Source organism: Algibacter sp. TI.3.09 (assembly GCF_038154905.1).
In the GTDB taxonomy this organism is placed as follows: Bacteria; Bacteroidota; Bacteroidia; order Flavobacteriales; family Flavobacteriaceae; genus Algibacter.
On the sequence record NZ_JBAKAN010000002.1, the window covers coordinates 514,400 to 537,547 of the forward strand.

At 33.1% G+C, this 23,148-nt stretch carries 17 protein-coding genes; 13 read left to right on the forward strand and 4 right to left on the reverse strand.

The window, feature by feature from the left end:
* Nucleotides 1–32 precede the first annotated feature (32 nt).
* The gene (locus tag V6246_RS09940) at nt 33–2,429 is read left to right on the forward strand and encodes a glycoside hydrolase family 31 protein (RefSeq protein ID WP_341560261.1); all 2,397 of its coding nucleotides are present in this window, start codon (nt 33–35) and stop codon (nt 2,427–2,429) included.
* A 262-nt stretch (nt 2,430–2,691) separates the two neighbouring features.
* Nucleotides 2,692–3,081, forward strand: coding sequence for an MFS transporter (locus V6246_RS09945; protein WP_341560263.1), 390 nt, complete (start codon nt 2,692–2,694; stop codon nt 3,079–3,081).
* Nucleotides 3,082–3,092: 11 nt separating this feature from the next.
* Here the strand turns inward: V6246_RS09945 and V6246_RS09950 are convergent, their stop codons facing one another.
* Nucleotides 3,093–4,928: a cation:proton antiporter gene (locus V6246_RS09950; RefSeq protein ID WP_341560266.1), complete on the reverse strand. Its 1,836-nt coding sequence runs from the start codon at nt 4,926–4,928 to the stop codon at nt 3,093–3,095.
* A gap of 62 nt (nt 4,929–4,990) precedes the next feature.
* Here V6246_RS09950 and V6246_RS09955 point away from each other — a divergent pair, with 62 nt between their 5' ends.
* Entirely contained in the window at nt 4,991–5,878 is an 888-nt protein-coding gene (locus V6246_RS09955) for a universal stress protein (RefSeq protein WP_341560267.1), read from the forward strand.
* A complete protein-coding gene (locus V6246_RS09960; RefSeq protein WP_341560269.1) occupies nt 5,875–8,079 on the forward strand; it encodes a SulP family inorganic anion transporter in 2,205 nt (734 codons plus the stop codon). Before V6246_RS09955 ends, V6246_RS09960 begins: the two co-directional genes overlap by 4 nt.
* Nucleotides 8,080–8,102: 23 nt before the next feature.
* Here V6246_RS09960 and V6246_RS09965 read toward each other — a convergent pair whose 3' ends face one another.
* From V6246_RS09965 to V6246_RS09975, 3 genes are all read right to left on the reverse strand, one after another.
* Complete coding sequence (locus V6246_RS09965; protein ID WP_341560271.1) at nt 8,103–9,326, reverse strand: PepSY-associated TM helix domain-containing protein; 1,224 nt, start codon at nt 9,324–9,326, stop codon at nt 8,103–8,105.
* A gap of 149 nt (nt 9,327–9,475) precedes the next feature.
* Nucleotides 9,476–11,791, reverse strand: a complete 2,316-nt coding sequence (locus tag V6246_RS09970; protein WP_341560273.1) for a TonB-dependent receptor — start codon at nt 11,789–11,791, stop codon at nt 9,476–9,478.
* Nucleotides 11,792–11,933: 142 nt separating this feature from the next.
* A complete protein-coding gene (locus tag V6246_RS09975) occupies nt 11,934–12,311 on the reverse strand; it encodes a hypothetical protein (protein ID WP_341560275.1) in 378 nt (125 codons plus the stop codon).
* 228 nt (nt 12,312–12,539) lie between these two features.
* Between V6246_RS09975 and V6246_RS09980 the strand changes: the two genes are divergently transcribed.
* The 9 genes from V6246_RS09980 to V6246_RS10020 all read left to right on the forward strand — a co-directional run bounded on the left by V6246_RS09980 (nt 12,540) and on the right by V6246_RS10020 (nt 23,146).
* The gene (locus tag V6246_RS09980; RefSeq protein WP_341560276.1) at nt 12,540–13,400 is read left to right on the forward strand and encodes an MBL fold metallo-hydrolase; all 861 of its coding nucleotides are present in this window, start codon (nt 12,540–12,542) and stop codon (nt 13,398–13,400) included.
* Between the two features lie 27 nt (nt 13,401–13,427).
* On the forward strand, nt 13,428–15,035 hold the full coding sequence (locus V6246_RS09985; protein WP_341560278.1) for a S8 family peptidase: 1,608 nt from the start codon (nt 13,428–13,430) through the stop codon (nt 15,033–15,035).
* 53 nt (nt 15,036–15,088) lie between these two features.
* Nucleotides 15,089–16,936, forward strand: a complete 1,848-nt coding sequence (locus V6246_RS09990; RefSeq protein WP_341560279.1) for a M1 family metallopeptidase — start codon at nt 15,089–15,091, stop codon at nt 16,934–16,936.
* A gap of 243 nt (nt 16,937–17,179) precedes the next feature.
* Nucleotides 17,180–18,025 (forward strand): hypothetical protein, encoded by an 846-nt coding sequence (locus V6246_RS09995; protein ID WP_341560280.1) that lies wholly within the window; start codon nt 17,180–17,182, stop codon nt 18,023–18,025.
* A 5-nt stretch (nt 18,026–18,030) separates the two neighbouring features.
* A complete protein-coding gene (locus V6246_RS10000; RefSeq protein WP_042496260.1) occupies nt 18,031–18,423 on the forward strand; it encodes a hypothetical protein in 393 nt (130 codons plus the stop codon).
* Between the two features lie 296 nt (nt 18,424–18,719).
* Nucleotides 18,720–19,094, forward strand: coding sequence for a ribonuclease P protein component (rnpA, locus tag V6246_RS10005; protein WP_042496266.1), 375 nt, complete (start codon nt 18,720–18,722; stop codon nt 19,092–19,094).
* Between the two features lie 11 nt (nt 19,095–19,105).
* Entirely contained in the window at nt 19,106–20,740 is a 1,635-nt protein-coding gene (locus V6246_RS10010; protein WP_341560283.1) for a S41 family peptidase, read from the forward strand.
* A gap of 114 nt (nt 20,741–20,854) precedes the next feature.
* Nucleotides 20,855–21,733 carry an OmpA family protein gene (locus tag V6246_RS10015; protein ID WP_341560284.1) on the forward strand — a complete coding sequence of 293 codons (879 nt, stop codon included), beginning with the start codon at nt 20,855–20,857 and terminating at the stop codon, nt 21,731–21,733.
* 6 nt (nt 21,734–21,739) lie between these two features.
* Nucleotides 21,740–23,146, forward strand: coding sequence for a T9SS type B sorting domain-containing protein (locus tag V6246_RS10020; protein ID WP_341560286.1), 1,407 nt, complete (start codon nt 21,740–21,742; stop codon nt 23,144–23,146).
* The last annotated feature ends 2 nt before the right edge of the window (nt 23,147–23,148 follow it).

Here is a 23,148-nt window from a genome sequence, read left to right on the forward strand (position 1 = left end):
ATTTCGAAAAATAATTTTAATACTTAGTCCATATGATATTAAATACAGAACTAGAATATAAAGGGAACCTATTCCCTTCTAACATAACAAAATACAGTAAAGATGTAGATGTACTACATTTTTCTACTTCAAATAATGTAATACTTAAACTTACCGTTTTACGCGATAGTGTACTTCGTTTTACCTACACTACTGTTGGTAAATTTGAAAGAGACTTTTCTTATGCTATAGACGAAGATGCTAGTAGAGGTTATAACCATTTAGAAATTACAGACGACGAAGAAAAATATGTTGTTACTACTTCAAAATTAATTTGCCATATTCATAAATCGGATTTAAGAGTTTCACTTTACGATGCTGCCGATAATAAAATTATTTGTGAAGACGAACTTGGTTTTCACTGGGAAGAAAGTTACGAGCTTGGTGGCGATATTGTAAAAATGAGTAAAGCCGCTCAAAACGGAGAAAGTTATTATGGATTAGGTGATAAGCCAGAACATTTAAATTTAAAAGGACGTCGTTTTGAGAACTGGGCAACGGATTCTTATGCTTTCGGTAAACATACCGACCCTATTTATAAAGCTATTCCGTTTTACACAGGTTTACACAACGGAAAATCTTACGGGATTTTCTTCGATAATACTTTTAGAACTTACTTCGATTTTTGTAGCGAACGTAGAAACGTAACAAGTTTCTGGGCACAAGGTGGTGAAATGAATTATTACTTCATTTACGGCCCTAAAATGCAAGATGTAGTAAAGAACTATACCGATTTAACAGGAACCCCAGAATTACCACCATTATGGGCCTTAGGGTACCACCAATGTAAATGGAGTTACTACCCAGAATCTAATGTAAAAGAAATAACAGCAAAATTTAGAGAACTTCAAATCCCTTGTGATGCTATTTATTTAGATATCGATTACATGGAAGGTTTCCGTTGCTTTACTTGGAGCAAAGACTATTTTCCAGACCCAAAACGTATGGTTAAGGAACTAGCAGACGATGGTTTTAAAACCGTAGTTATTATAGATCCAGGTATTAAAATAGATAGCGAATACAGTGTGTTTAGAGAAGGTCTAGAAAAAGATTATTTCTGTAAACGTGCCGATGGCCCTTACATGAAAGGAAAAGTTTGGCCAGGTGAGTGTTATTTTCCAGATTTCACCAGACCAGAAGTTCGAGAATGGTGGGCCGGTTTATTTAAAGAATTAATAGAAGATATAGGCGTAAAAGGTGTGTGGAACGACATGAACGAGCCAGCAGTAATGGATGTACCAGGAAAAACATTTCCGCCAGATGTACGTCACGATTACGATGGTAACCCATGTAGCCACAATAAAGCACACAATATTTACGGTATGCAAATGGCCAGAGCCACTTACCATGGTTTAAAACGCTACAACTATCCAAAACGTCCGTTTGTAATTACACGTTCGGCATATTCAGGAACGCAACGTTATACCTCAACCTGGATGGGAGATAATGTAGCCACTTGGGAGCATTTACAAATAGCAAACATACAAGCGCAACGTTTAGCATTATCAGGATTCTCTTTTGCAGGATCGGATATTGGTGGCTTTGCAGAACAACCAAACGGCGAACTTTACGCACGTTGGATTCAATTAGGTGTATTCCACCCATTCTGTAGAACACACTCTTCTGGAGATCATGGAGAACAAGAACCATGGGCGTTCGATGAAGAAATTGTAGATGTTGTTCGTAAATTTATCGAAATTAGATATCAATTATTACCATACCTATACACAGCATTCTACCAATACTCACAAGACAATGTGCCTATGCTGAAATCTTTGGTTTTATTTGACCAAGACGATGTACAAACACACTACAGAATAGACGAGTTTATCTTTGGTAACCAAATATTAGTTTGCCCAATAAACGAGCCTAATGCCAAAGGAAGACGCATGTATATTCCAAAAGGCGAATGGTTTAATTACTGGAATAAAGAGCAAGTATCTGGTGGAAAAGAAATGTGGGTAGATGCCGATTTAGACAGCATGCCAATTTTTGTAAAAGCAGGTGCCGTTATACCTAAATACCCTATACAACAATACGTAGGCGAAAAAGTAATTGAAGAGCTAGGCTTAGATGTTTACTACAAAAATGGTAAAGAAGATTCTGAACTTTATGAAGATGCAGACGATGGTTACGATTACACTAAAGGGCGCTACAGTTTAAAGAAATTTAACTTAGCCGGATCTGAAGATAAATTAATTATCCGTATCCATAAAAGAGGTCAATACGTAACCACTTATAACACGTTTAAAATTAACTTATACGGTTTACCTTTCGAAGTAAAATCTATAAAAGTAGATAACGAATATGTCGATTTAAAAGACGTACAGTTCGAAAACAACAGCCTTGTAATAAGTAAAGAGTTTACAAACCTTCAAATTAAAGGTTAATATCAAAATACCAATAGTACTAAAACCTCTTTGTGAAAACGAAGAGGTTTTTCTTTTTTTGGGCAAATGGCGAGCCACCGCGCTATCCGTTACTAGTTTTGGCTCGATGCACGCCTCGCCAAAAGCTAACCACTACTATCGCTTTTGCATTATCTGCCAAATACAGTCAACACCTCAACTAAAAGCCAATTTGCACTGTACATTTTAAATAACAAAAAAAATATCTAAATTCGTTAACCAAAACAGCAACACAACTTTAATTATGGAAGAGAAATTAAAAGTAACAAAAATGATACATATCGCTTTATGCTCAGGTTTAGTTATGGCTTATATTTTTATAGGCGATGTAAGCTTTAATATGCCAGCTTTAAGCCAATCTAACATCATTTATGTGCTTATACCTATAATTGCTTATATATTCAGTAATTTCATGTTTAAAACGCAACTAAAAGCTGCCGATAAAACACTAAAGCCAGAAGCTAATATGGCTGTATACCAAACTGCGTCTATAGTAAGATGGGCCATACTAGAAGGTGCTGCCTTTCTAATATTATTTCTAAATAAAGATTTTGTGCTCTTCGGTATTTTAATAATACTATACCTAGCGTTAATACACCCTACGGAACATCGTGTAAAAACAGATTTAACTTAAAAAGCATGTAATTAAACTTTCTCAACATCAATAGGTTTACCTAAATACACCAACTGAAAACCTTCTTCTATAGTATCTACATTTAAGTTATTAGAAGAAATAATATGCAATTCTCCTTCATTATCTTTTATAAAAAGCGGGATAATCTCTTTGTCCTTATTAGTGATTTCTATTAAACCTTCGTAGTGTTCTTTACTTTCTAAATCAATTTCTTGTATCGATGGGTGGTTTCTAGTTACATCGCTCAAAGTATTGTAGTCATCCGTTTTACTAAACAAACCTTCATTTGGACTACTATTTTCATCTAGCATTTCTTCTTTAGTAACTAACCTAAAAGCACCGTTTTCACCAAATTGCTTGCTAAACTTATTGATAGCATATTTATTAATATCAGAATTTGCAGTTAATGCCATTAAATATCCCATATCGTTCAACTCAATATCATCCATTAAGCTATCCGAGTAAATATTCATATTCATTGCACTTAAACCTAGTTCTTTTGCTTTTTGGATATTGCGTTCGTTGCTATCAATTAGCACCACATTTCTACCATTAGCTTCTAAATAATGTCCTAATAACCTCGATACTTTAGAAGCACCAATAATTAAAATTCCTTCAGATTTCTTCAAGAAAACACCCACCATTTTTGCAAACATACGTGCCGTAGTTGCGTTTAATAGTACGGTTCCTAAAACAATCATAAAAACCAAAGGCGTAATATATTCTGCTCCTGGAACTCCTTCTTTAGCTAATTTTAAACCAAATAAAGATGCAATACCGGCAGCCACAATACCACGTGGACCAACCCAACTAATAAACACTTTTTCATTTAATTTTAGTAAAGAGCCATAGGTACTTAAAAACACACCTATTGGGCGAATTACAAAAACAATAACAGAAAAAAGGATTACGGTTTTCCAATCGTAAATTAACATTAAGTCAGATACATTTATGTTGGCCGCCAAAAGAATAAACAGAATAGAAATAAGTAATACACTCAGCGATTCTTTAAAATAAAGTAACTCTTTTAGATAAGGCGATTTTGAGTTTCCTAAAACCATCCCCATAACAACTACAGCTAGTAAGCCCGATTCGTGAGCAAAACTATCAGATAGTACAAAAACACCTAAAACAGCCGCTAATGCAAACACATTTAATAAATAATGAGGCACAAACTTTCTGTTTAATATAAAATTCATGGCATGTGCAAAAGCAAAACCAAAAGTAGAACCAAATAATACAATTTTACCAAATTCTATTAATGCTGTTTTGGTAAACTCGCCACCAGCATCTACACTAATAAACTCAAAAACTAATACGGCTACTAAAGCCCCAATCGGGTCTATTAAAATACCTTCCCACTTTAAAACAGTCGAAATATCTTTTCTTAACGGTATGTTTCGTAAAATAGGCGTAATTACCGTTGGGCCAGTAACAATTATTAAAGCTGAAAATAAACAAGCAATTTGCCAGCTTAGATCAAAAATATAATGAGCAGCCAAAGCAGCACCGAAAAAAGTAACCATAGAACCTATGGTAATAAGTTTAGTAATTACGGGTCCTACATTTTTAATCTCACTTAATTTTAAGGTTAATCCACCTTCGAAAAGAATAACACTAATTGCTAAAGAAACAAAGTAGAATAGGCTTTCCCCAGGGAATAAGCCTTCGCTTCCATTCCAAATCGGTTCTATCCATTTTGTACCATCTCCGCTTAAAAACTCGGCCGCAATAGGGCCAACTAATAAACCAATTAAAATTAGCGGTAATATTGCCGGAATTTTAAATTTCCATGCTACCCATTGTGCTAATATGCCTAAAATTATAATGCCTGCTAGTTCTATCATCTATAAGATTCTCTAAAAAAAGACTAATTTAAGTAAAACAGACGACTTGAAGTTTTTAAAAAATGTTATCTTTCAACTTTGAGCAAAAAATAGCAAAACACGTGAGTTTAAAGCCTTTTAAAAGTATTGGAATTGGTGTGGCCTTTTCGCCAAACCTAAAAGCGAATCTATTCGAGGCCGCGAGGCTATCGGTATTTTTTGATGCCAAATTATTTTTAATACACGTTGGTGAACCTTCCGAAGAAAAAACCAATAGCTTAAACGAGATTCTTAAAAGTTTTGAAAAAGATAATTTGAATTTTGAAGTTGTTTTTAAAACTGGCGATCCTGTAGATGTTATTTTATCGACTTCCGAAGAAAAAAAGATAGATTTACTTATTCTTGGAGCCGTGCAACGCGAGCGTTTTGTAAAATACTATGTAGGTTCGATTGCTCGGAAAATTACACGCCAAGCCAAATGTTCTATTTTATTATTAGTTAAACCATCGGTTGTTAGAGCACCTTGCCAACATATTGTAGTTAACGGTTTAAAAGATCCAAAAACCGAAAGCACTATTACAGCAGCCTTTTATGTTGCCAACCAATTAAAAGCTAAAAAGGTTACTATTGTTGAAGAAATTAACGAAGACCAAGTAACTGTAAAGGTGGACGATGATAAATCTTTACGTCGTGCAACGATAATAAAAGAGCGTATAAAATTAAGAGAAAACTCGAGAATAAAGGAAATAATAAGTCATATTCCGGTAGAATGCACCACAGAAAAAACCATAAAACTACAACCCATATTTGGTAAAAAAGGCTATTCTATTGGGCATTATGCTCAAATTATGCGTGCCGATTTATTAGTGATGAACGCACCAACAAAAATGACGTTTTGGGATCGTTTATTTCCGCACGATATTGAACATATTTTAACCGAATTACCAACCGACGTACTAATCCTTCAATGAGTTCAAAAAAAAATAACATAGCCACATTTTTTCAAACCTTACCCAAAAACATATTTTCTGGTTTTGTAGTTAGCCTTATAGCCTTACCCTTAGGTTTAGGTTTAGCCATGGCTAGTGATGCTCCACCAATTGCAGGTATAATTTCAGCCGTTATTGGCGGTATTGTAGTCTCCATTTTAGGTGGAAGTCATGTTACCATAGTAGGCCCAGGAAACGGCTTAGTAGGTGTAATTTTAGTAGCCATAACTACATTGGGTTTACAAGATGCTTACATCGCTATTGTTTTTTCGGGTGTGCTTTTAATGGGACTTGGTTTTTTACGTATGGGTGCTTTAGCCAATTTTTTCCCGTCATCGGCCATACAAGGGATGTTGGCTGCCATTGGTTTAATTATTTTAGGTAAACAATTTCATATTATGTTCGCGCACAAAATAAAGCGTGAAGACACCATAGATTATTTATTAGAAATACCTTTTACTATTAACGATGCCTTGCATTACGAAAGTAAAGGACTTGTTTTTGCAGCTTTGGCAGGTGTAATTAGTTTAGCAATTATGTTGTTTTATTCCAAAATTAGAAACAAATATTTGCAACTTATTCCTGCACCTATGTGGATTGTTATTTTATCCATTGGGTTTAGTTATTACTTTGAAATTGGCTTGCACGAACCCAACCCAATTGCTAAAGAATACATGATTTCTGGCATACCAAGTTTTCAAGATATTATTGCAGATATACCTACGCCAAATTTTAGCGGTATTTGGAGCTTTCCGTTTTGGGCAAGTGTTCTAGCACTTACGCTTATTGCAAGTATAGAATCGCTTTTAAGTATAAAAGCCGTAGATAAATTAGATCCAGAAAAAAGACGTTCCAACGTAAATCGCGATTTAAAAGCCTTAGGTTTAGCGACTATTGGTAGTGGTTTTTTAGGCGGATTAAATGTTGTTACCGTAATTGCACGTAGCTCGGTAAATGTAAATAATGGCGCAACAAATAGATCGGCCAATTTTTTCCATGCCTTTTTCTTAGTACTATTTATTGTGCTTTTTAGCACGCAGCTGACCAGAATTCCGCTGCCTGCTTTAATGGCTATTTTGGTTTATACAGGTTATAAATTAGCCTCTCCAAATGTAATTACAAAAATATTTTCCATAGGAAAAGAGCAGCTCGTTATCTTTTTTGTAACACTTATTATCACCTTAAAAATCGGATTAATTTCTGGAATTATATCGGGTGTTATTGCCACATTAATTATTCATATCATCATTAATAAAAGTGCTGGCTTATTTCTAAGAAACGTATTAAAGCCGAATGTTTTAATGTATCAAGAAACAGATGGGCAACACAACTTTTATGTAAGTGTAAAGCACTTTTGTAGCTTTTTAAATTACTACAGACTTAAAGAACAACTCGATGCTGTTCCCGAAAATCAAGATATTATTGTAGACTTTTCGCTTTGCGAGTTTGTAGACCATACCGTTATGGAAAACATGAATAATTACCAAGAGTTATTCCAAAAACGTGGTGGCCATTTTGATGTTATTGGTTTAGATATGCACGATACAGATTCTAAACACCCATTCGCGCTACGCCGTATGTTACCTGTTCCAAAAATTATAAAAAACAGCTTAACAAGACGCCAAACTAGCATGAAAAGTTTAGCTAAAGATTACAACTATAATTACAGTTCTAAAAAAGAAAAAGAAGTTTCGTTTTTAAACAATTTTCAGTTTTTTAACACCAAAAACATCAATCATGTTTATAACAAATTATCTCATGAAGATAAAAAGATGAAACTCTTTGATATTGAATTTTCTGAAGGTGAATTTATCGCTAAAGAAGTGATTAGAAAAACCATGCTTTACATTAACCTAAACCATAATATTCCTGAATTTACTCTAGATAAAGAAGGTTTTTTAGAAAAAGTATCTGCTCTTGCTGGTATTAAAGATATTGATATTGAAAATCATGACGATTTCTCAGATCGTTTCTACCTTTTAGGAGAAAATGTAAACGAAATTAGTGCCTTTTTTGATGATGATATCACGCACTTTTTTGAAAGCAATCCTTACTATCACGTAGAATCTAACGGCTCTGCCCTACTTATTTTTGGCAGACAACGTCTAGCTGGTATGAAAGAAATAAAAGCCCTATTCGATTTTGGAAAACGTTTAAAACTGGAAATCAATAAACAAGCTTAATACAAGCAAAAGCAGATTGTTTTTTATTTTTTTCTAATGTATTCAATGAGTGTAATTATTAACACACTAACTCCAAATAAAGGGAAAATAATACCCAAAACAACAATTAGGGCAACAATACCATACCCCACATTAAAAGCTGCAGGTACTTTGGGTGTTCCCCATTTGCCGGATTCTTTACGCGTTACATAAGATACTAATCCTGCAATAGCTACAATAGCTAATAACGACGCTACGCCAAGCATTAAAACCCAATTCCAGAGTCCGAATTGTCCTTGATGAAATGCCATAAACCATCTACGGCCACGCATTAAAACACCAACATCTTCCCAATTATAATTAACTAACTCTTCCCCAGAATACTGATCAAAATGCATTCGTTTTTGTTCACCTAAATCAAAGGTTGTATTGTAAATGCTATAAACACCTTCCGGATTAGTAGGTAAACCAATACTCACTTCACCTTTTAAATTCATAGACTTTGTTAAAACTACCATTTTATCTAATGTAATAGTTTTACCATCGGCTTTAGATTTTACAGATCTCGCATCCCATTTTTTTGGAAAACCGGTATTTGTAACCTCATGAACCCATTTAAAACTACTACCAAAAACATCGGTCCAAGGCATACCTCCTGCTAAAGTCATTAATAATAAAACAGAAATCCAAAATCCAAAAACCGTATGTAAATCTCTAAATAATGTGCGCTTACCCTGCTTAAATCTAATTTTAAAAAAAGCTTTTAACCCTTCTTTTTTACTAGGCCAGAATACATAAATGCCGGTAATAATTAGAACAAACATCCAGCTTGCAATAAGCTCTATAATTTTGGTCCCAAACTTACCTAAAAGTAATTCACCATGTAGTTTTCTAACGGTATACATGTTAGAATCTTTAGGACTAATTCTACCAGTAACCTCAGCCTTGTAAGGATTGATATAAGCATTCATTTTATTACTAAACATTCCTGAAGAAAAGGCCGTAGCTTGGTTTGCTTCTTGTGGAACTATCATAACATTTGGCGCTTTATCCAAAGTTTTTTTAGCTAATTGCCATTGGTCTTGAAACAGCATGGCTTCGCCATCAACAACAACTGTTTTTATATGTGCTTGCCTAGGCGCTTCATATTTATCTTTAAACAAATAAATACCTCCAGTAACAGCTAATAATACAATAAAAGGCATAGCGATAACCCCTGCGATAAAATGCCACTTCCAAAGCCATTGATTTAATTTTCTGTTTTTCATATATATTTAAATTAAAAGAAACCGCCTATTAAGCTTTTAATAATATTGCCCATTTCAAAAATAAAATTGATAATAGCATAAAAAAGATTTGATAAGTGCAATATCTCCCTCAGCTTAATTCTAGGCAGCTTCTTTATGTTGTAATTAAATTAGAAATGATATTTTAAACCTAAATGAAATGCTCTCGGATTACCTACCATATACGTGTTTTCTCTACTCCACTTGCTGTAGGTTGCTCTAGGTGAATACAAATCGTCGAAAAGATTTAAAGCATGTACCCAAACTTCGAAACTTTTAAATTTGTAAGCTACCAAAGCGTTAAAAATATGATGCCCTTTATACGTTGCTGTACTAAATGTACCATCACCATTATCTACCTGGTTTTCGTAACTGGTGTTATATTTACCAATCATTTCATGGGTTACGCTTAATTTTAAATCTGATAAACCTTGAGGTATAAAACTAATTTTAGACGTTCCAATTATAGATGGTGCCGTTTCTCTATCTGTATCAGAATAATCTACATCGCTATCAAAAAAATCAACGTATCTATGTTTAGAAAAACTTCCGTTATGGCTAATTGTTAAACCTTGTATTGGTGTATATTTTAAACCATATTCAACACCATAAGATCTTGTTTTACCAGCATTGGCGTTATAATAATCATCATTTTCATCACGTAAACTAACCAACGTATTCTTTCCTTCTAAAATATATACAGCGATATCTGCTTTAAATGTATTAGAGATATTAAAGTAGGTTCCTATTTCATAATTATCATAACTACTCGGTTTTAAATCGAAAACAACATCACCTTCATCTAAATAACTATTTCTGTATAAACTTGAAGATTGTGGTGGCGTAAACCCGTTAGAATAATTTGCATAAATCCCTAAATTTCTACTGAAGTTGTAGTTAGCTCCTATTTTTGGTGAAAAGTTATCATAACTGTTTTTAGAATCGCTTGGTCCTGCAATGCCTTCAGCTAAGTTATCATAATCGTAATCGAACTTATCAAAACGTAAAGCTGCGGTTAATTTTAAAGCATCGGTAGGGTTAATTTCATATTGTAGATAAGCGGCGTAATTAAAAATACTGGCTTGATAATTTAAAAGATAATCACCAGTATTAATTGAATAATCGGTGTTTATATCGGTTTCTGGTTCTATAGTTACCGAAATAGTTTCAGCAACATAATCTTGAGGAGAATAATCTAAATTTCCTCCTACAATTAAAGATGATTTAGCAAAATCGAAATCTATTTTATGTTGTAATAAACCAACGTAACTTTTAAATTGGTTACTGTTAATTTCACCAAGTCCGCTACTTTGACTAATACGATACGACGGAATTTGATCTAAAAGATTTCTTCTGAAAATAAAATTAAAAGCCGTTTTATTATTAGCATTCCATTGCTTGTCTAGTGTACTTCTAAAACGAAAAGATAGTGCAACACGATCGGTAAATGTTTGATCGCTTTCGTAATTTCCTGCGCTATAATCTGTTTCGCTTAAAGATCCAGAAGTATCCGATCGGTAATCCACAATATCGAAAACATTAGTCCAATTTGTAGATTCCGATAAGTGATTTACATTCTTAAATGTTAATGCAAATTTTTCGTAATCACTATGAGAAACAGGGCCATCTTTACGTTGTACATATTGTGTACCTACATAGAAACCAACGTTTTCTCCAGCGTATTTAGAAAGTTCTAAATCGTATCGGGTTAATCCCATATCGTTAATTTGAAAACCAACACCTCCAGATAAATCTCTGGTTGGGTTTTTAGTTATAAAATTAAAACTACCACCAATAGCCTCACTTCCATAAATACTAGATGCAGGACCTTTTAAAACCTCAACTCTATCGAAAGAGACGTCGTTCATTTCCAGTAAAGCATTGTGGTTAAAAACAGCAGTTGGCCTAATAGGCAAACCATCTTCTACGTATAAAAATAAAGACCGCGTACTTATTGGCGATCTCACGGACATTAAATGTTGCTCGTTACCAGCTGCGCGAGACAGTGTCATTACAACACCGGGAACATTATTTACCAGTTGGTCGATTCCAAAGGCTTTAGTTTCGTCTATATCTTTAGAAGAAATTACAGAAATAGATGCGGGAACCTCTTTACGTTTCTGTTTCTCTCTACTTGCCGATACAACAACTTCTTCTAGTAATTCGTCGTTTTCTATAAGTTTAATGGTGTTTTTAGTTTTAAAAAGTGCTTGCTCTACAGTTACAAAACCCATGTACTTTACAATTACAACGGTATTATTTACTAGAGTAATTTTAAATTGGCCATCGGCATCGGCAATAACTGCATTTTTTGGATTAGTTTTAGATTGAATTGTGGCGCCTGTTAAGGGTTGGTTATTTTCATCTACAATATTACCCGTAAACGAATTTTGTGCGTATGTGCATAAACCTACTAAACAAATAGTAAGCATTAATAATTTTTTCATTTTTGAAATTTATCTTTTGAGATCATAGAAAAACATCCATAAGTATATTACAGATATCAATCTTTTAATAAAATTTAAGGTGTAAGCAATGTGGTTCAGATATTAAATCTAAACATGCTTATGTAAAAAAGTAAAATGAAAATTAGGCTTGTGGAGGTCTATCTGTGCCAGCAAGATAGACAGATGTTAACAATTTGGAGTAATTCCAATTATTTTTAATGGTTTTATTCTGAATAAAAATTTTGAAATCAAATTGATAGGCTTGAAAATAAACAGGTACAAAGGTTTCAAACAAGGTATTTAAGTAAGGAACTTCGTTTGATGTATCTGTAGTACTTGTAGATAATTGCGTTGCTAAATGGCATTTACCATTACATTTTAGTTCTGGCTTCTCTGTATTAACACAATAGGTTTCTATGATATAATCTATGTTAAGCTCAAAATAAGCAATATACCCCATATTATATATAGGCCTAATTGCTAAAGCAAAAAATAAAATATATGATAAAAATACCTTCAATTTACTGTTTTAATAATAGAATGACGTTTAAGTGAAATAAACACATTTAGTTTTAAGCCGTAAAAATATAATTAATCTTTTTGTTGTAATCATAAAACTAAAAATAATTCCTACAAATTAAAAAACTAGAGGTATCTCTAAAAAAACAGAAATAATTCCCGTTTTTATTCTTAATAAATCCTTAACGATTAGCTAATATCGTTGCGTTTTTTTTAATTTTACATCCGTATGAAGCTTTATCCAATAAATTCCGGTAATTTTAAACTAGATGGCGGCGCTATGTTTGGTGTTGTACCTAAAACATTATGGCAACGCACAAACCCGGCAGATGCTAATAATCTAATCGATATTGCAGCACGTTGCTTACTTATTGAAGATGGCGACAGGCTCATTTTGATTGACACGGGCATGGGCGACAAACAATCTGATAAATTCTTTGGTTACTATTCGCTTTGGGGTAACGATACTTTAGATGGCTCACTAAAAGCACATGGTTTTCATCGTGATGATATTACTGATGTATTTTTAACGCATTTACACTTCGATCATTCTGGTGGATGTATAGAATGGAATAAAGATAAAACAGGTTATCAACCCGTTTTTAAAAATGCTCATTTTTGGAGTAACGAAGACCATTGGCAATGGGCAACCCAGCCAAATAATCGTGAAAAAGCATCCTTTTTAAAAGAAAATATTATTCCTATTGAAGAAAGCGGACAGCTTAAGTTTACAGGAATTCCTAATTCGAATACATTAAAAAATTCACCCCTAGGATTTGATATCTTCTTTGCCGACGGACATACCGATAAACAAATGATACCGTTAATACATTACAAAGGAAATACTATCGCCTTTATGGCCGATTTATTACCAACCGTTGGGCATTTGCCATTACCATTTGTTATGGGTTACGATACCCGACCATTGTTAACGTTAAACGAAAAAGAAAGCTTCTTAAATTTAGCAGCAGATAACAATTTCTATCTGTTTTTAGAACACGATGCACACAACGAAATTATTACCGTAAAGCACACGGAAAAAGGCGTGCGATTAGATCAAACATACACAACTCAAGATATTTTTAAATAAAATTAAAGACTAACTCAAATAACAAAAATGAACACATTCAAATCAATTACCGTATCTGCTTTTGCAGCGCTACTAATTACAGGTTGCGGAGGCGCAGCAGCAATACTTTCTACACCTGTAGAGAATATAGATAATACACCTTTAAAAGTTTCAGATTTAACTGAAATTGAAAAACACAATTGGGGACATTTAGATTTAATAAAAGATACCATCCCTGGTATGAGTGTTGATAAAGCTTACGCTGAAATTATTAAAAACAAAAAAGGAGAAAAAGTTATTGTAGCAGTTATAGATGCTGGTATTGATATAGATCATGAAGATTTAAAAGATGTTATTTGGACCAACACCAAAGAGATTCCAAACAACGGTATAGACGACGATAAAAACGGCTATATTGATGATATCCATGGATGGAATTTTCTAGGTGATACTTACAATGAGCAATTAGAATTTGTTAGAGTTTTAGCTAAAGGTGATACTAGCGATCCAGATTACGCGAGAGCTAAAACTGAATACGATGAAGAATATCAAAAATACATGGGTTATAAAACAAATTATGACCAAATGTCTATGCAAATTGCAAGTGCAGATGAAACCTTATCTAAACACTTAAACAAAACAGATTACACTAAAGCCGAGGTAAACGCTATTAAAACAGACGACGAAACTTTATCTCGTGCTGTACAAATTGCAAAATACTTTTACAGTAACGGTATGGAATCTTTAACGGCTGCTAAAAAACAAATTGACAATAGCACAACACAAATTAACGATCGTTTAAACTACAACTTAAACAAAGAGTTTAGCGGACGTATTAATGGTGATAATGCAGATGATATGTCGACTAAATTTTATGGTAACGGTAATGTAAAACCAACTATAAAATCTGAAAGTCATGGTACACACGTTGCCGGAATTATTGCAGCAAAACGTAATAATGGTAAAGGCGCAAATGGTGTTGCTAACAACGTAGAAATTATGAGTGTTCGTGCCGTACCAAACGGTGATGAGTACGATAAAGATATTGCATTAGGTATTCGCTATGCTGTAGATAATGGCGCATCTATTATTAACGGAAGTTTTGGTAAATACTACTCACCACATAGTGATTGGGTACGCGATGCTATTGCTTACGCTGCTAAAAACGATGTGCTTTTTGTAAATGCTGCAGGTAACGAAGGTATTAACTTAGACGAAAAAGATGTATTTCCAAATGATGCTATTGGTATTGGTCCAGAAGTTTCAGATACCTTTATAACTGTTGGAGCTTTAGAGCCTAAATATGGTTCTGGTATTGTTGCAGGTTTTTCTAACTACGGAAAAGTAAATGTAGATGTATTTGCACCAGGAGCTAAAGTATATTCTACAGTCCCAGAAAACGAATATGATACTAAAGGAGGTACGTCTATGGCTGCTCCTGCTGTTGCAGGTGTTGCTGCTTTAATACGCTCTTACTATCCTAAATTAAGTGCTGCACAGGTAAAACAAATTATTATGGAATCTGGTTTAGCTGTAAAAAGTAAAGTTATTGTTGGTGGCGACACTAATGATATTAAACCATTTGCAGATTTATCCAAATCTTCTAAAATGGTTAATGCTTACAACGCACTAATTTTAGCCTCAAAAACACATTAATTATAACTTAAAAAAGAGGCCTTAAACAGCCTCTTTTTTTATTCAATATTTATATGAAGCAAATATATATTTCAATTTTAAGTATCGCTTTACTAGCCTCTTGTACAAGTACCAAAACGGTAACAAATACAACAAGTTCTAGCACATCTATGGTTTTAAATTCTCCTGCAACAGCCACATATTGGCAACAGCATGTAGATTATAAAATGGATATTGATATGGATGTAAACAACTATCAATACCAAGGGAAACAAACATTGGTTTACACCAACAATTCTCCCGATGTTTTAGATCGTGTGTATTATCACTTATTTTTCAATGCCTTTCAACCAGGTAGCGAAATGGATGTGCGCTCGCAAACTATTGCCGATCCAGACGCTCGTGTTGGTAGCAGAATTGGGCAATTAAAACCAAACGAAATTGGTTACATTAAAGTAAACAGTTTAAAACAAAACGGAACAACTTTAGCACACGAAACCGTAGGTACAGTTTTAGAAGTTAAACTTGCAAACCCTATTAAACCAGGAGAAAAAGTAACGTTCACTATGGATTTTGATGCACAAGTTCCTGCACAAATTCGTAGAACGGGTAGAAACAATGCCGAAGGTGTTGCTTTATCTATGGCACAATGGTATCCAAAATTAGCCGAATACGATTTTGAAGGTTGGCATGCCGATCCATATATTGGTCGTGAGTTTCACGGTGTATGGGGAGATTTTGATGTAAAATTAACTATCGATAAAGATTACACAGTTGCAGGTTCTGGTTACTTACAAAACCCAAACCAAATTGGTCATGGTTATGAAACTGGAGCGGTTACAAAATCGAATTCAGACAAATTAACTTGGCATTTTGTTGCACCAAACGTGCACGATTTTACTTGGGCTGCAGATAAAGATTATATCCACGATACTAAGCAAGTACCAAACGGACCGCTTTTACATTTTTTCTATAAAAATAATTTAGATGCTGAGCATAAAGATTACTGGAAAAAAATGCAACCAAAAACTGTGGAGCTTATGGAATACTACAGCGAAAATATTGGTAAATACCCATACAAGCAATACTCAGTCATTCAAGGTGGCGATGGTGGTATGGAGTATGCCATGAGTACTTTAATTACAGGTAATAGAAGTTACGGTAGTTTAGTTGGTGTAACAGCTCACGAATTAGCACACACTTGGTTTCAGTTTTTATTAGCTTCAAATGAATCTAAACACGAATGGATGGATGAAGGTTTTACAACCTATATCAGTAATATGGCCATGAACGATATTATGGACGAAGGCAAAGAAAACCCTTTAGCAAACGCTTATAAAGGCTATATTTATTTAGCAAATTCTGGTAAAGAACAACCACTTACCACACATTCCGATCGTTATGCTTACAATCGCTCATACAGCATTGCTGCATACAGTAAAGGCGCTGTATTTTTAAGTCAGTTAGGTTACGTTATTGGAGCCGAAAACTTAAAGAAAACTATAAAAAAATATTATACCGATTTCTCTTTTAAACATCCAAAACCATTAGATATCGTGCGAACCGCAGAACGCGTATCTGGTTTAGAGTTAGATTGGTATTTAATAGATTTCGGACAAACAACAAACACCATTGATTATAGCGTAAAAGCTATAGAAGGTAATAACATTACTTTAGAGCGTATTGGTTTAATGCCAATGCCTATAGATTTAAAAGTAACGTATGTAGATGGTACTTCGGAAGATTTCTACATTCCTTTACAAATGATGCGTGGTGAAAAACCAACCACAGCTACTATAATTAGCGATTGGGCTTGGGCCTACCCAACTTATAGCTTCGATGCAAAAAAAGCTGTAAAAACAGTTGAAATTGATCCTTCGGGATTAATGGCCGATGTAGATAGCTCGAACAATAAAAAATAATACGTTTTAATACCTTTTTAAAAGCCTTTTTGTGAAAACAGAAAGGCTTTTTTGTTTTCTAAACTTTCCGAAGAAAAATAAATTTTAACTGATTATCAATCACTTAAAATAATACAAGTTATAAAATATTGATTTCACCAGAAAAAAGATATAAATTAGTAGGGTAAATACTTCATACACAATTCGTACTAATTTTAAGTTACCACAAGCTATTTACGTAAACCAATAAAGTTCCCTTAAAAAATGATGAAACCTCTTAAAATTTACGGCCTATTATTCATGGCCATACTCTGTGTTTCTAGTTGCGTAAATTTAAAACATGTGAATACTTATTCTTCAGAATCGTTAACAGGTGTTCAATATTTTGAAACCTTAAACTATAGTTTTCAACAAAGTTGTTTAGATAAATGTTTTGAAGAAAAAATTAATGCTTTAGAATTTCTAGATCAAAATTGCAATTGTAAACAAGAAAAAGTGGCTGATAGCATTACCCTAAAAATTTACGCTTCTGTTTTTGGGTATTTTGATGGTTTAACAAATTTATCGGATAACGATTTAACATCTTACAAAACCGAGGCTTTATCAAACGCTTTATCCGAAGGTGATTTTGGCTCCATTACTATTAAAAAGGAACATGTAGAATCTTATACCAAAGTATCGCAACTTTTAATTCATGCCTTTACCGATTCATACAGAAAAAAGAAAATTAAAACATACGTTAAAGATGCTAATGCCTCTGTAAAATCTTTAATTTCATTTCTAGATTTTAATATTTCATCCAATTTAAATGGAAAATTAGAAGTGAAAAAAAACAGACTGAAAGCCGATTATTTCGATTTAGTAAAAGATACCTCACTCTCTAATTTTGAAAAGCGAAATACCATAAAAGAATACTACAATAGTATTTTAGAAATTGAACAACAACAAGCTAAATTTACGGCATACTCAAAAACCTTATCGGCTATATCTGCTGGACACCAAAAGCTTTATGATGATATTGAGCATATATCGTCAAAGGCTGTAAAACAAGAACTTTTACAGTCGGCTAGTGAAATTAAATCGATTATTTCAGAATTAAAAAAATTATAAAAACCATGGCAAAATTAACATCAAAACAGGTGAATGAGCTGGCTAATTATTTTTTAGCATTAGCACAATCTATGGGTGATTATAGAATTTTAAACTTCGATAATTTAACTAAACTTGAGAATAAAAAACTAAGAGAAACGCATAGAAAAACATTAGAATATTCCGATGATTTATTCACCATGTCGGCCACCTTTGTTTTAGACGATGTAACGGCTTCTCTCGAAACCTTGGATGCGATTACCAAAAAAATTAATAAATCGTACAAAGGTTTACAAGATGTTCAAAAAGCCATCGACATATCTACACATGTTGTTACGCTAGGTGCTTCTATTTTCACTTTTAATACATTGGCTATTATTGATAGCTTAGATAACTTAAAAGCATCTATAAAGGCTTAATTTAAATTTAGAAATGACAGAATCTGAATTAAAAGAGTTATAAAATATTAAGGAACTTTATTCCATCGGTTATCAACACACGATAATATATGGCAAGAATTCACTCCCAAGCAGAATTTTTATTCACTAAAGTTCTTTAACTTATAGGAAATAATTATTCTGATTATGAAGCGTCTGAAATAATCGAAGCTATTACTATCAAAACAGTAACCATCAACATCCTCTAAAATATTTACTACAAACCACTTCACTCCGGTTTTTTTATTTCATTACCTTTGAGCAATAATAAAAAGACATTGAGTTTTACATACCCACAACAAGAAAAATTAAAAAGCAAAAAGCTAATTGAAAAGCTGTTTACCGAAGGAAAATCGGTTTCGGCATATCCGTTACGTATGGTTTATTTATCAACGCGTTTTAATGAAGATATTTTGGCAAAAACTGGCGTATCGGTAAGTAAACGAAACTTTAAAAAAGCCCCAGACAGAAACCGTATAAAGCGCTTGTTACGCGAAGCTTACAGATTAAATAAAGCCGAGTATTTTAACAATTTAACCGCCCAACATGCGTTTATGATTTTGTACATTGGCAAAGAAAAGCCCACATTTGTGCAGGTTGAAACTAAAATGAAACAAGTTTTCGAAAAGTTTTCAAATAAAATTTCAGAATAAAATTACTTTACATGAAACAATTCTTCAAAAAGAAAATAATAATTCCAATTTTAGCTTGTTCGCTATTTTTTACAACCACAGCTTTTAAAAACGATTTTTTTGAAATTGCAAAACAGCTAGAAATTTTTACCACATTATTTAAAGAACTCAACATGAATTATGTTGACGAAACCAACCCTGGCGACTTAATGGATATTGCTATAAAAAGCATGCTAGCTAGTTTGGATCCGTACACAAATTTTATGAACGAGCAAGATGTGGAAGCCGCTAGAATTAACAATACTGGCGATTACACAGGTATTGGTGCTAGAATAAAAACTTTTAAAGATAAACTTGTTGTTGTTGAACCATACAAAGATTATCCTGCCGATAAAGCCGGATTAAAAGCTGGAGACGAGATTATAAAAGTCGGTAATGTTTTAATTGAAACGTATAAAGATTACTCCGGAGATTTATTAAAAGGAGCTCCAAATTCTGAAGTTGAGGTTACTTACAATCGCCAAGGAAAAACCCAAACAGCAACCATAAAACGTGCCGAAGTAGAAATAAAAGCCGTGCCTTATTTTTCAATGATAAACGAAAAAACAGGTTACATTGTTTTAAGTAAGTTTAATAAAAAAGCACACAAAGAAACCAATTATGCATTACGCGATTTAAAAGCCCAAGGTGCCGAAAAAATAATTTTAGATTTACGTGGTAATCCGGGTGGTTTATTAAACGAAGCCATTAAAATTGTTAATCTTTTTGTACCAAAAGGCCAACTGGTAGTAACTACAAAATCTAAGGTAAAACAATACAATAAAACCTATTACACACAAAGCGAACCTATTGATACAGAAATTCCGTTAGTCGTTTTAATTAACGGCAGAAGTGCATCGGCAAGTGAAATTGTTTCGGGTGCTTTGCAAGATTTAGATCGTGCCGTTGTGGTTGGATCTCGTAGTTTTGGAAAAGGATTAGTACAACGCCCAAAGTTATTAACATACGGTACACAGGTTAAAATTACCATTTCTAGATATTATACACCTTCTGGGCGATGTATACAGGCTTTAGATTATTGGCATCGTGATGAAAAAGGAGAAGCTGTACGTGTAAAACAAGAACAATACAATGCCTTTAAAACTAAAAACGGTCGTCAAGTCTTTGATGGTGGAGGTGTTTATCCAGATGTTTTAGTGGGTCAAAATAAAAAATCGCCTGTAGCTACTGCAATTGTTAATAACGATTTAATTTTTAACTACGCGACCAACTATCATTACTCACATCAAATTGAAGATATTAACACCTTTGAATTATCGGATACGGATTTTACAGACTTTAAAAAGTATTTAAAAACAAACAATTTTTCTTTTGAAACCGAAACTGAAAAAGCACTTAGTAAAGCTTTTGAAACTGCAACAAATGAAGAACTTAACGATAATATTGAAAAAGACTATAACACCTTAATGGCGAATTTAAAACAATCGAAATCTGATGTTATAGATGAAAATAAAGCTTTTTTAATGGAATCCTTAACGGAAGATATCGTGAAACAATACGCCTACCGCGAAGGCCTATTTGATTACTACAAAACTCACGATGCTAGAATTAAAAAAGCAACAGAAATTCTTAGTAATCCTTCAAAATATTCTGAGTATTTAAAGTAAATATCAAGTGGATTTTACGTTAGTTTATTTGGTTTCAAAGTTGGCTAAGTTTACATTCATAGAGGTTAAAATCTCAAAAACAGTATATTTACAGCCCCAATAGCCTTTAAAACTATGTATAAATTTATTTTATCGTTCCTTTTCATTTTAACAACTGGTAGTACTTTTTCACAAAGTGAACTAAGCCATGATGTTTATTTTGATACCGATAAATTTACTGTGCCTTCTACCGAAAAAAACAGGTTACTCCTTTTTATTTCAACCTTACAAGATCTAGAAATTGAATCCATTTCAATCTATGGTTTTTGTGATGATGTTGGTGCAGATACTTATAATTTAAAACTATCTCAAAACCGAGCTGATGCCATAAAATCTATTTTTTCGGATAATGAAATTAGTGAAGATTTAATTACCAATGTTGATGGTAAAGGTGAAATTTTACTCAAAATTATTGAAGACAATAATATTTTAAACATTAGAGGCTTAAATAGAAAAGTAGAAATTAATGTTAATCCAAAACCACCTGTTGTAGAAGAGGTTGTAATAGAAGACATTGTAGAAGTTGAAGAACCACTAAAACCTAAATTACCTAAAAATGCACCAGAAAAACTGCAGGGTAAACTAAATATTGGTGATAAAATTATACTAGATAATATTCTTTTTAAAACGGGTTATAGCACCATTTTACCTTCATCTAAAAAAACATTAGATACACTTGCTAAAATATTGGTAGCGCGTAAAAATCTTTATTTTACTATACAAGGCCACGTGTGTTGCACGCAACTTACTAGAGATGCTGTAGATAGAAAAACAAAAGAACGTAATTTATCGGAAACACGAGCTAAATTTGTTTACGACTATTTTGTAAAAAAAGGTGTAAATAAAAGACGCATGCGTTACATGGGTATGCGCCGTAAATTTCCGCTTGGTGGCGATCCAAAACTAGATAGACGTGTAGAGGTTTTAATAACGCACGTTGGTGATACAAACTAATATATTATGAACAGGAAAACCTATTTTTTATTTGTTTACCTGTGCATAGTTTGTAATTATATTCAATCTCAAAATACTTTTGTTCCAGATGATAATTTCGAACAGTTTTTAATAGATGCTGGTGCAGATTCTGGACCTTTAGATAATTTGGTTCCAACTGCGAATATTAGCATTATAACCAATTTAGATCTAGAATCTCAAAATATAACGGACCTTACCGGAATTGAAGATTTTACAGCATTATCCATACTTAATTGCTCCGATAATAACTTATCGTCTTTATCAGTTATTAACAATGTAAACTTAACCGAGTTATACTGTAGTAACAATGGTATTACCAGCTTAGATGTAACATCACTTAGTGCTTTGAAAATATTTTGGTGTGCTAATAATCAACTTTCTAATCTCGATGTTACTCAAAACCTAAATTTAATTTCTTTGGTTTGCGATGCTAATTTTTTAAATTATTTAGATACTACCGAAAACGGAAAACTCACTGTATTATCTTCTGCAAATAATACATTATTAGATTTAAATGTAACCGAAAACAAGAATTTAAATTCTTTGTTAATAAACGGCAATAGGTTAGCAAACATAGACCTTACGGAGAATTCTATTTTAACAATTTTAGACTGTAGTTTCAACTTATTAACAACCTTAGATCTTTCATTTAATAGAAATATTAGAACAGTGACTTGCAATGATAATGCGCTCTCTACATTAGAAACTTCTAATAACGGTGATTTAGTGGCTTTAAACTGCAGTAATAACAACTTATGCATACTAAATATTAAAAACGGAAACAATAGCAGTTTAAACAGCTTAGATTTTAGTTTAAATACTAATCTAAACTGTGTTGTAGTAGATAATCCGGAAAATAGCTATACACATTGGGAACCAACAACGTTTACAAATTACGTAAATTCTACAGAAGCATGCAGCGTTACTATACCTGTTGATAGCCTCGAAAATTATATTGGCATTAGCTATACATTACCACAAATTACTAACGGAAAATATTTTACTCAAGCTAATGGAAACGGTCTAGAATTAAGACCTGGCGAAGTTATTAACAATACACAAACCATATTTATTTTTAATGAAACGATATGCGATAGTAATCAGTCATTTTTTACAGTTACCATTATAAACGATGCTTTTTATATCCCTAAATATTTTACACCCAATAATGATGGTAATCACGATTTTTGGCAGATTTACGATACTTTAAATTTAGTAGACCGTATTTATGTGTTTAACAGACATGGCAAGCTACTAAAAAGCTTCGATACCAATTATATAGGTTGGAATGGTGTTTACAATGGTCAATTATTACCTCCTACCGATTATTGGTATTTAGTGACATTAAAAACAAAAGAAACGCTAAAAGGGCATTTTACACTAAAACGGTAGTT

Bases quoted from the DNA above. Each gene is read 5' to 3' on its own strand.
- V6246_RS09950 (WP_341560266.1), bottom strand. From the start codon at position 4,928: ATGATAGAACTAGCAGGCATTATAATTTTAGGCATATTAGCACAATGG.
- V6246_RS10020 (WP_341560286.1), top strand. From the start codon at position 21,740: ATGAACAGGAAAACCTATTTTTTATTTGTTTACCTGTGCATAGTTTGT.
- V6246_RS09945 (WP_341560263.1), top strand. From the start codon at position 2,692: ATGGAAGAGAAATTAAAAGTAACAAAAATGATACATATCGCTTTATGC.
- V6246_RS10010 (WP_341560283.1), top strand. From the start codon at position 19,106: ATGAAACAATTCTTCAAAAAGAAAATAATAATTCCAATTTTAGCTTGT.
- V6246_RS10000 (WP_042496260.1), top strand. From the start codon at position 18,031: ATGGCAAAATTAACATCAAAACAGGTGAATGAGCTGGCTAATTATTTT.
- V6246_RS09960 (WP_341560269.1), top strand. From the start codon at position 5,875: ATGAGTTCAAAAAAAAATAACATAGCCACATTTTTTCAAACCTTACCC.
- V6246_RS09985 (WP_341560278.1), top strand. From the start codon at position 13,428: ATGAACACATTCAAATCAATTACCGTATCTGCTTTTGCAGCGCTACTA.
- V6246_RS09970 (WP_341560273.1), bottom strand. From the start codon at position 11,791: ATGAAAAAATTATTAATGCTTACTATTTGTTTAGTAGGTTTATGCACA.
- V6246_RS09940 (WP_341560261.1), top strand. From the start codon at position 33: ATGATATTAAATACAGAACTAGAATATAAAGGGAACCTATTCCCTTCT.
- V6246_RS09965 (WP_341560271.1), bottom strand. From the start codon at position 9,326: ATGAAAAACAGAAAATTAAATCAATGGCTTTGGAAGTGGCATTTTATC.
- V6246_RS09955 (WP_341560267.1), top strand. From the start codon at position 4,991: ATGTTATCTTTCAACTTTGAGCAAAAAATAGCAAAACACGTGAGTTTA.
- V6246_RS10015 (WP_341560284.1), top strand. From the start codon at position 20,855: ATGTATAAATTTATTTTATCGTTCCTTTTCATTTTAACAACTGGTAGT.
- V6246_RS09995 (WP_341560280.1), top strand. From the start codon at position 17,180: ATGATGAAACCTCTTAAAATTTACGGCCTATTATTCATGGCCATACTC.
- V6246_RS09990 (WP_341560279.1), top strand. From the start codon at position 15,089: ATGAAGCAAATATATATTTCAATTTTAAGTATCGCTTTACTAGCCTCT.
- V6246_RS09980 (WP_341560276.1), top strand. From the start codon at position 12,540: ATGAAGCTTTATCCAATAAATTCCGGTAATTTTAAACTAGATGGCGGC.